General features: G+C 65.2%; 6 protein-coding genes. 5 read left to right on the top strand and 1 reads right to left on the bottom strand.

Annotated features, from left to right (window positions below; translation table 11 throughout):
* Nucleotides 1–208 precede the first annotated feature (208 nt).
* Nucleotides 209–901 carry an urea ABC transporter ATP-binding subunit UrtE gene (gene urtE, locus ACK4OE_RS24295; RefSeq protein ID WP_409780725.1) on the top strand — a complete coding sequence of 231 codons (693 nt, stop codon included), beginning with the start codon at nucleotides 209–211 and terminating at the stop codon, nucleotides 899–901.
* Nucleotides 902–918: 17 nt separating this feature from the next.
* On the opposite strand, the gene ACK4OE_RS24290 is transcribed toward urtE, so the two are convergent.
* Entirely contained in the window at nucleotides 919–1800 is an 882-nt protein-coding gene (locus ACK4OE_RS24290; RefSeq protein WP_409888926.1) for a phosphatase PAP2 family protein, read from the bottom strand.
* Between the two features lie 309 nt (nucleotides 1801–2109).
* Between ACK4OE_RS24290 and ACK4OE_RS24285 the strand changes: the two genes are divergently transcribed.
* The 4 genes from ACK4OE_RS24285 to ACK4OE_RS24270 all read left to right on the top strand — a co-directional run bounded on the left by ACK4OE_RS24285 (nucleotide 2110) and on the right by ACK4OE_RS24270 (nucleotide 7162).
* Nucleotides 2110–3183 carry a diacylglycerol/lipid kinase family protein gene (locus ACK4OE_RS24285; RefSeq protein ID WP_409888924.1) on the top strand — a complete coding sequence of 358 codons (1074 nt, stop codon included), beginning with the start codon at nucleotides 2110–2112 and terminating at the stop codon, nucleotides 3181–3183.
* Nucleotides 3184–3227: 44 nt separating this feature from the next.
* Nucleotides 3228–4037, top strand: a complete 810-nt coding sequence (locus tag ACK4OE_RS24280; RefSeq protein ID WP_409888922.1) for a metallophosphoesterase family protein — start codon at nucleotides 3228–3230, stop codon at nucleotides 4035–4037.
* Between the two features lie 369 nt (nucleotides 4038–4406).
* On the top strand, nucleotides 4407–5489 hold the full coding sequence (locus ACK4OE_RS24275) for an adenylate/guanylate cyclase domain-containing protein (protein WP_409888920.1): 1083 nt from the start codon (nucleotides 4407–4409) through the stop codon (nucleotides 5487–5489).
* Between the two features lie 455 nt (nucleotides 5490–5944).
* Nucleotides 5945–7162, top strand: coding sequence for an MFS transporter (locus ACK4OE_RS24270; protein WP_409888918.1), 1218 nt, complete (start codon nucleotides 5945–5947; stop codon nucleotides 7160–7162).
* Nucleotides 7163–7360 lie beyond the last annotated feature (198 nt).

Here is a 7360-nt window from a genome sequence, read left to right as displayed (position 1 = left end):
CGTGCTGGCTCGCAAAATGGTGCGTGTGGCCTTCAGCCTGTTCAAGAACCACAAACGGTTTGATCTCGCATTGGTCTCTGGCAACGCAGTTAATGCTTGACTGGAACCATAGAACCTCAGCCCGAACGGCTACTTGAAGATATCAAAATAATAGCTATTAGCGCTTGATAAATAAGCGCTAGAGGCCAAAAACACTCAAAAAACCACCATGCTCACCGTCCAAAACATCAACCAGTACTACGGCGGCTCCCACATCCTGCGCGACGTGAGCCTCACCGCCCAACCTGGCAAAGTCACAGTCCTCCTCGGCCGCAACGGCGTCGGCAAAACCACGCTGCTCAAAAGCCTCATGGGCCTCGTCCCCATCAAAAGCGGCGGCATCACTTTCGACGGCAAACCCATCGACAAAGCCACCCCCTACGACCGGGCGAGAGCAGGCATCGGCTTCGTCCCCCAAGGCCGCGAAATCTTCGGGCGCCTCACGGTGGAAGAGAACCTCCGCATGGGCCTGGCCTACAAAAGCGGCTCCACCCCCGTGCCGCCACATCTGTATGAGCTGTTCCCCGTGCTCAAGCAAATGCTCAAGCGCAGGGGTGGTGACCTGTCGGGCGGTCAGCAACAGCAACTGGCCATCGCCCGCGCCCTGGCCCCCGGCCCACGTTTGCTCATCCTGGACGAGCCCACCGAAGGCATCCAGCCCAGCATCATCAAAGACATCGGCCGCGTGATCCGCATGCTGGCCGACAAGGGGGAGATGGCGATCCTGCTGTGCGAGCAGTACTACGACTTCGCTCAGGAGCTGGCCGACGACTACCTGGTGATGGAGCGCGGCGAAGTGATTGCGCGCGGGCCCGGCAGCGAGATGGAAGCCAAGGGCATTCGCAACCTCGTCGCCATCTGAGTGAAGGCGAAAGCCGCTCAGGCCCGGGCCAAGCCGGATTGCTTGCGGCGCCAGCGCGACACACTCTCCATGATCAGCACCGTGCACAGCACCCAGGTGCCCGCCAGCAGCCAGCCCGCCAGCACGTCGCTGGCGTAGTGAACCTGCAGCACCACGCGGCTCCAGCCGGTGGTGAAGATGAGCGCGCCTGCTGCCAACACCGCTGGCAGGTGCCAGGGTCTTGGGAGCAGGCGGGTGGCCAGGTAGGCCAGCATGGCGTAGGCCGCCATCGACGCGCTGCTGTGCCCACTGGGAAAGCTGAACCCGTGGGCTTGCGCAATGCCATGCACATGTTCTGGCCGCACGCGTTCGAAAAGTTCTTTGAGGATCTTGGTCAACGCACCATTGCCCGCCATGGCCACCAGCCAGCCGGTGGCCAGCAGCCGGTGCTTGCGCACCCACAGAGCCACCGCCACCACCACCGTGCCCCCCGCCAGCGCCCACGAATCACCCAGGTGGGTCAGTGCCGCAAACCACTGCAGCACCGCCGTGTCGGCCTGGGCACGCATGCCTGCGGCAATGGCGTCGTCCAGCGCGCCCCAGTGGCCGCCGGTGCGCCCGCTCTCGGCCAGTTCGGCCATGGTGGCGCCCGCTAGCACCAGCGTGAATGCGCTGGCACCCATGGCAGCCAACACCACCCAGTGCGCCTGTGCGGGCAAAAACCGGCGCAGGGGCGGGCTGTGGCGCTGTGCGGTGCGCAAGCCGGCCAAGGCCAGCGCGCCCACCAGGGCCGAGGCCACCATGCCCGCCACCCACCACTCCATCGGGTAACGAGCCAGCAGCGCGCCCAGCCCGGCAAGATCCATCGTTGCAGTTGTCATCGTCATCGTCATCGTCGTCGTCGTCGTCGTCGTCGTCATCAGTTGTCTGCGGCCTTCACGTCATTTGGTTAAGAAGGGAACCGGGTGTTGTACCGGAGTTCCCCACATCCCACTGATGAACAGGTGTATGCGCGGATATGGCATAACCACGGCAAGCGCAAAGAGTGCAGTCAGCGCCTGTCGGCAAACTCCCACACGGCAAGGGCGCAGCTGCTGGCTGCGGGCGGGGTGCCGTTGGGCAATCATTGAGCCCATCGCATTACCAGTTTCAGGAGGGCCACAGCGGTCTGCCGCGCACACCCCGTGCCACAGCGTTTAGCGCCGCCCATCCTGATGCAAGCCTCCTACATGACCCCCTCCGAACACCTGCAGCCTGCCAGTCCCCACGGCCCCATCCATCTGGTCGTGCCCAAGCGCCCGGGCGCCGACTTGGACCTGCTGCGCGCCACGCTGGAGGGCGTGCCCGCCTTGCAGGAGCACAACGTGATCTGGCATGTGCCCGACCAGCGCGGCGACATCGTGCAACTGGCGCGAGACGCCGCGCAGGCAGCGCGGGCCGATGGCGGCCTGGTGGTGGCAGCAGGGGGTGACGGCACCATCAACGCTGTGGCATCGGCTGCACTGCTGGCAGGTGTACCCGTGGGCGTCGTGCCAATGGGCACCTTCAACTATTTCAGCCGTGAACATGGCTTGGCCCTTGACCCCGAAACTGCCATCCAGGACATGTTGCAGGCACTAAAGGACGGGGACCTGCGGCCGGTTCAGGTGGGTTTTGTCAACCGGCGCATGTTCGTTGTCAACGCCAGCGTGGGTCTGTACACGAAGATGCTGGCGCACCGCGAAATGGCATCCCTGCGGTTTGGCCGATCACGCTGGGTAGCCGTTGCGGCGGCGGTGTGGACCTTGTTCCGCCCCTCGTCGGGCCGCCGTTGGCGCGTGGTGATGAAAACGCACCGTGGTGCCGACGCAGTGCAGGAAGAACACTTGGTGACCACCCTGTTTGTGGGCAACAACCCCTTGCAGCTGGACCGCATGGGTCTGCCCCAGGCACAGATGGTGGCCGATGGCGGAAAGCTGGCGGTGATCATGCTCAAGCCCCAAGGCCGGTGGGCCGTTGCCCGCACCGTGTGGAACGCTGCCACGGGGCAACTGGATAAAGACAACTCGGTGGTCAGCATCGCATGTTCAGAGCTGACTGTGACCCCAGCCAGCTGGCGCCCTCCCCAAGTCAAGCTGGCGTTTGATGGTGAACGGGAGTGGATGGCGCCACCACTGCATTTCCGTTTGAGCGAGCGTCCGCTCTGGCTGGTGGCGCCCACCACGCTGACACGGCAAGACGGGCCCGAAGGCGACGCCCAGGGCGCCCCTTCGCCTGCACCGGCGCCCGAACCCGCACCGGTGCCAGGCCTTATGCCCGCATGACGTTCGCCCAACGCACACCGCTCGGAAGAAAGTAGAAAGCCCGGATGACCGTTTTGATGCACCTGTCGGACCTGCACTTCGGTGCGCATGATCCTGCGGTGTGTGCGGCGGCGCAGCGGCTGGCGCAGCGCTTGGGGGTGGCCATGGTGGTGGTGTCGGGCGACCTGACCCAGCGCGCCACTGCGCCGCAGTTTGAGCAGGCCGCGCGTTTTGTCAAAGGCCTGCATGCCCGTTCAACCCTGGTGCTGGCCGGCAACCACGACCTGCCGCTGTTCGCCTGGTGGATGCGCTGGGGCCGCGCTTACGAGCGCTATGCCCACCAGTTCGGCATGGACCAGGAGCCTGTGCGGCAAATGGGCGCCTTCTATGTGGTGGGCGTGAACACCACGCGCGCCTGGCGGCACGAGCGCGGCAGCCTGTCGTCCGCGCAGATTGACCATGTGGCCGCGCTGCTGGCCCGCGCTCCGCCGGATGCGTGGCGCATTGTGGCCAGCCACCACCCTCTGGTCGCGCGCGACGCGGACGACCGCGAACACCGCCCATCCCGAGCGGATGAAGCCGTGCAGCGCTGGCGCACCGCGGGCGCACAGATGCTGCTGTCCGGCCACCTGCATGAGCCCGGCGTGCTGCAGCCCCTGCCGGGCCTGTGGGCCTGCCGGGCCGGCACTGCGGTGTCGCACCGCCTACGCCACGGCAGCCCCAACAGCCTGGTGGTGCTGACGGTGGAGGCATCTGGCACCGCAGTCGGCGGAATGGCTCGGTTTGCGGCGCGGTGGGACTATGACGAAGCGTCGACAGAGTTTGTGTGTGTGTCTCGGCAAACGGTGGGGCAGGGTGAGTGGCTCGCGGTGTGAGCGGGGCAAACGTTGCAGTTGGTGCTGCACATCAAGAGACTCCTATTTCTGTAGCTGCTAGCGCTTGCTGGATAAGCGCTAGAGGTCAAAAACAATAAATATATTCATGGCGCCCGTCTTCACGGGTGCGTCGCTCCCCTGCTGGCGTGGCGCGGGGCACCCCCTCTCCCCAACCCTCCCCCGCGAGGGGGGAGGGAGTCTGACATCCGGGCAGCCGGGCAGCCGGGTCGCCTGGCTGCCCGCTCTGTTGCGGTTTTGCCCGCGGTGTTTTCACTGGTTGACCGTCTGGGCATGCCGCGCCTATTCTGGCTGGCGGGTCCGGCGATGCCCCACACACCAAACAATCGGCCGCTCCACTCCCTTGCATCCATGCACAAAGAATTCCACCACGATGCCATGCGCCGCCTGCAGGCGCTGATTGAGCGCGAGACCGGTGCGCTCCTTTCTGACTCAGCGCAGGCTGAGATGGCGGGCATCCTGCACGGCATGGAAAGCCCCGACGGGGGCGTCTCGGAAGCGATGGAGGTAGCTCCGCGCGAAGTCACCATCCTGCTGGCTGACCTGCGCGGGTTCACTGCGCTTTCGGGCTCGCAGCCAGCGGCGGTGGTCATTGCCGCGCTCAATCGCTGCCTGTCACGGCTGTCCGAGGTGGTCTTCAAGTACCAGGGCAGCATCGACAAGTTCATGGGCGACTCGATCATGGTGCTGTTCGGTGCGCCAATCAGCCGCGACGATGATGTGGACCGCGCGCTGATGTGCGCCGTCGAGATGCAGGTCGCCATGCGCGAGCTGAATCTTGCGCACCTGACCGAGCGCCTGCCCGAGGTGTTTTTGGGCATCGGCGTGAACACGGGCACGGTGATGGCCGGGCGTTTCGGCTCTGACGTGTATTCCGAATACACCGTGATCGGCGAGGCGGTCAACCTGGCCTCGCGCATTGAGGCGCTGAGCCTGCGCGGCCAGGTGCTCATCAGCGACTCCACCTACCAGCGCTGCTGGGGCCTGGTGTCGGCGTCTGCCCCCATGCAGGTTTTCGTCAAGGGCCGCACGCAGCCCGTCAGCCTGCGCGAGCTGATCGCCATCCCTTCGAAAAAACTCAAGGTGCCGCGGCAAGAGTTCCGCCGCAGCCACCGGGTGGATGCGCGCCTGCCCTGCCTGTGCCAGCGCATGCAGGACAAGATTGTGGTGCCCCATATCGTGCACGGCGCCATCCGGGACATCGGCTACCACGGCCTGCTGGTAGAGATGATCGAGCCACTGGAGCCGCACAGCGAGATCAAGCTGGAGTTTGAGCTGCCGCTGGTGGACTACCGCGTGGCCGATGTGTATGCGCGGGTGATCACCCTCAAACAGGAGGGCGACGAATGGGTGGCCGGCCTGGAGTTCACCTCCATCAGCGCCGAATGTCACGCCAAGGTGCAGATGTTTGTGCAGCTGCTGGTGGCGCACTGACGCGGGGCTGAGCCCGGCAGCCTTGCCCATACGCCTGGCTGCGGCGTAATAGGGGTTGGCTTGACGTTTGGGGTTTAGTGGGCACCGGCCGAGCTGAAACCGTTCACGCTCAGTGCATTCGAAGAGCGGCGCGAGGCTTCGGCAGGCTCAGCCCGAACGGGCATTTCAGTTTCAAGGGTGCCAGATCAATGAGAACCAAAGAGGGTCTCTGGGCGCCAGCGTGACCGCCATCGCGGCAGCCGACTCAAAGGCCACAGGCGTCTGTCTCTGGTGTAGCGCGCTACCTCGCCCTGCAGGGCTCCAGAGGGCATGCTATGGTTACCAAATTCGGGTTTACCCCCGTAACTGCGTAACTGCGTAACTGCGTAATCGCACTTGGCATTCGTTCTCCCCCATCGACCTCTCATTTGCGGCACCGTCGCTTGCTGGTGTTGCGTCCCTCTGTTGTTCTTGCCATGACCGCGCCCCAGCCTTTGTCCTTTGCACATCCCTCTGAACCCACCGATGAACGCACCCTGGTGCGTGCCGTGCTGGCCCTCGGGGTCGGCGGCTTTTCCATCGGCACGGGCGAGTTCGTCATCATGGGCCTGCTGCCCGAGGTGGCGCGCGACATTGGCGTGAGCATTCCGCAGGCCGGGCACGTCATCAGCGCCTATGCGCTGGGTGTGGTGGTGGGCGCGCCCGTGCTGGCGGTGGCATGTGCGCACTGGGGGCGGCGAGCGCTGCTGATGGCGCTGATGGTGGCGTACGCGCTGGGCAACTTCGCATCGGCCCTGGCGCCAGGGTATGCGTCGCTCAGCGCCATGCGGCTGCTCACCGGTTTGCCACACGGCACCTACTTTGGCGTGGCCGCGCTGGTGGCTGCCGCCCTGGCTCCACCGGGTCGCCGCGCACGCGCGGTGGGCTGGGTCATGCTGGGGCTCACTACCGCCACGTTGGTGGGCGTGCCCATTGCTGCCGCGCTGGGCGAGCACTTTGGCTGGCGTGCTGCATTTGTGTTTGTGGGGCTGATCGCCGTGGCCGCCGTGGTCATGGTGCGCCTGTGGGTTCCCGCCATGCCCGCATCGCACGGCGCCAGCCCGCTGCGCGAACTGGGCGCGCTGGCGCGCAAGCAGGTGTGGTTCACCCTGGGCATCGGCGCCATTGGTTTTGGCGGCATGTTTGCAGTGTTCAGCTACATCAAGCCCACCCTGATTGAGGTGGCGGGCATGCCGCCCGCGCTCATGCCGTTTGTGCTGTCGCTGTTTGGCCTGGGCATGGTGGCAGGCAACATCGTGGGTTCGCGCATGGCCGACAAGGCGCTCATGCCCACGGTGGGCAAGGTGCTGCTGTGGTCTATCGTGGTACTGGCGCTGTTTGTGCCTGCTGCCCACCACCCAGTGAGCGCAGCGTTTGCCACCTTCCTTTTGGGCACCCTGGTGGCCATCGGCCCCGCGCTGCAGATCCGGTTGATGGACGTAGCGGGCGACGCGCAGACCCTGGCTGCTGCGCTCAACCACTCGGCCTTCAACGCCGCCAATGCGCTGGGCGCGTGGCTGGGCGGCGTGGGCATTGCGGCAGGGCTGGGCTGGACGTCTACCGGTTGGGTGGGAGTTCTGTTGGGTTTTGGTGGCGTGGCCATGTTTGCGTGGGCGTTGGTCAGCGAGCAAAACACCAAGCGCGGCGCCGCCTGAAGACCACGGCAAAGCGTAGCGGCGGTGCGACACCGCCAAAATCTGTGGAGCCATCGCGGCGTTGTGCATTAGAGTGGCTGCGGGCTGGCCTTTCTGCCAGCCACGTCGCTCGGACGGTTCCGGGCGCTTACGTGAAAGTCACCACAGCATGTCTGCTTCTCAAGGCAAGCGCCGCTTTGCGCGCATCGATCGCCTCCC

The sequence above is a fragment of the Acidovorax sp. genome (assembly GCF_046314175.1).
In the GTDB taxonomy this organism is placed as follows: Bacteria; Pseudomonadota; Gammaproteobacteria; order Burkholderiales; family Burkholderiaceae_C; genus Acidovorax.
Note: the sequence above shows the minus strand (reverse complement) of the source record. Positions and strands in the feature narration are given on the sequence as shown.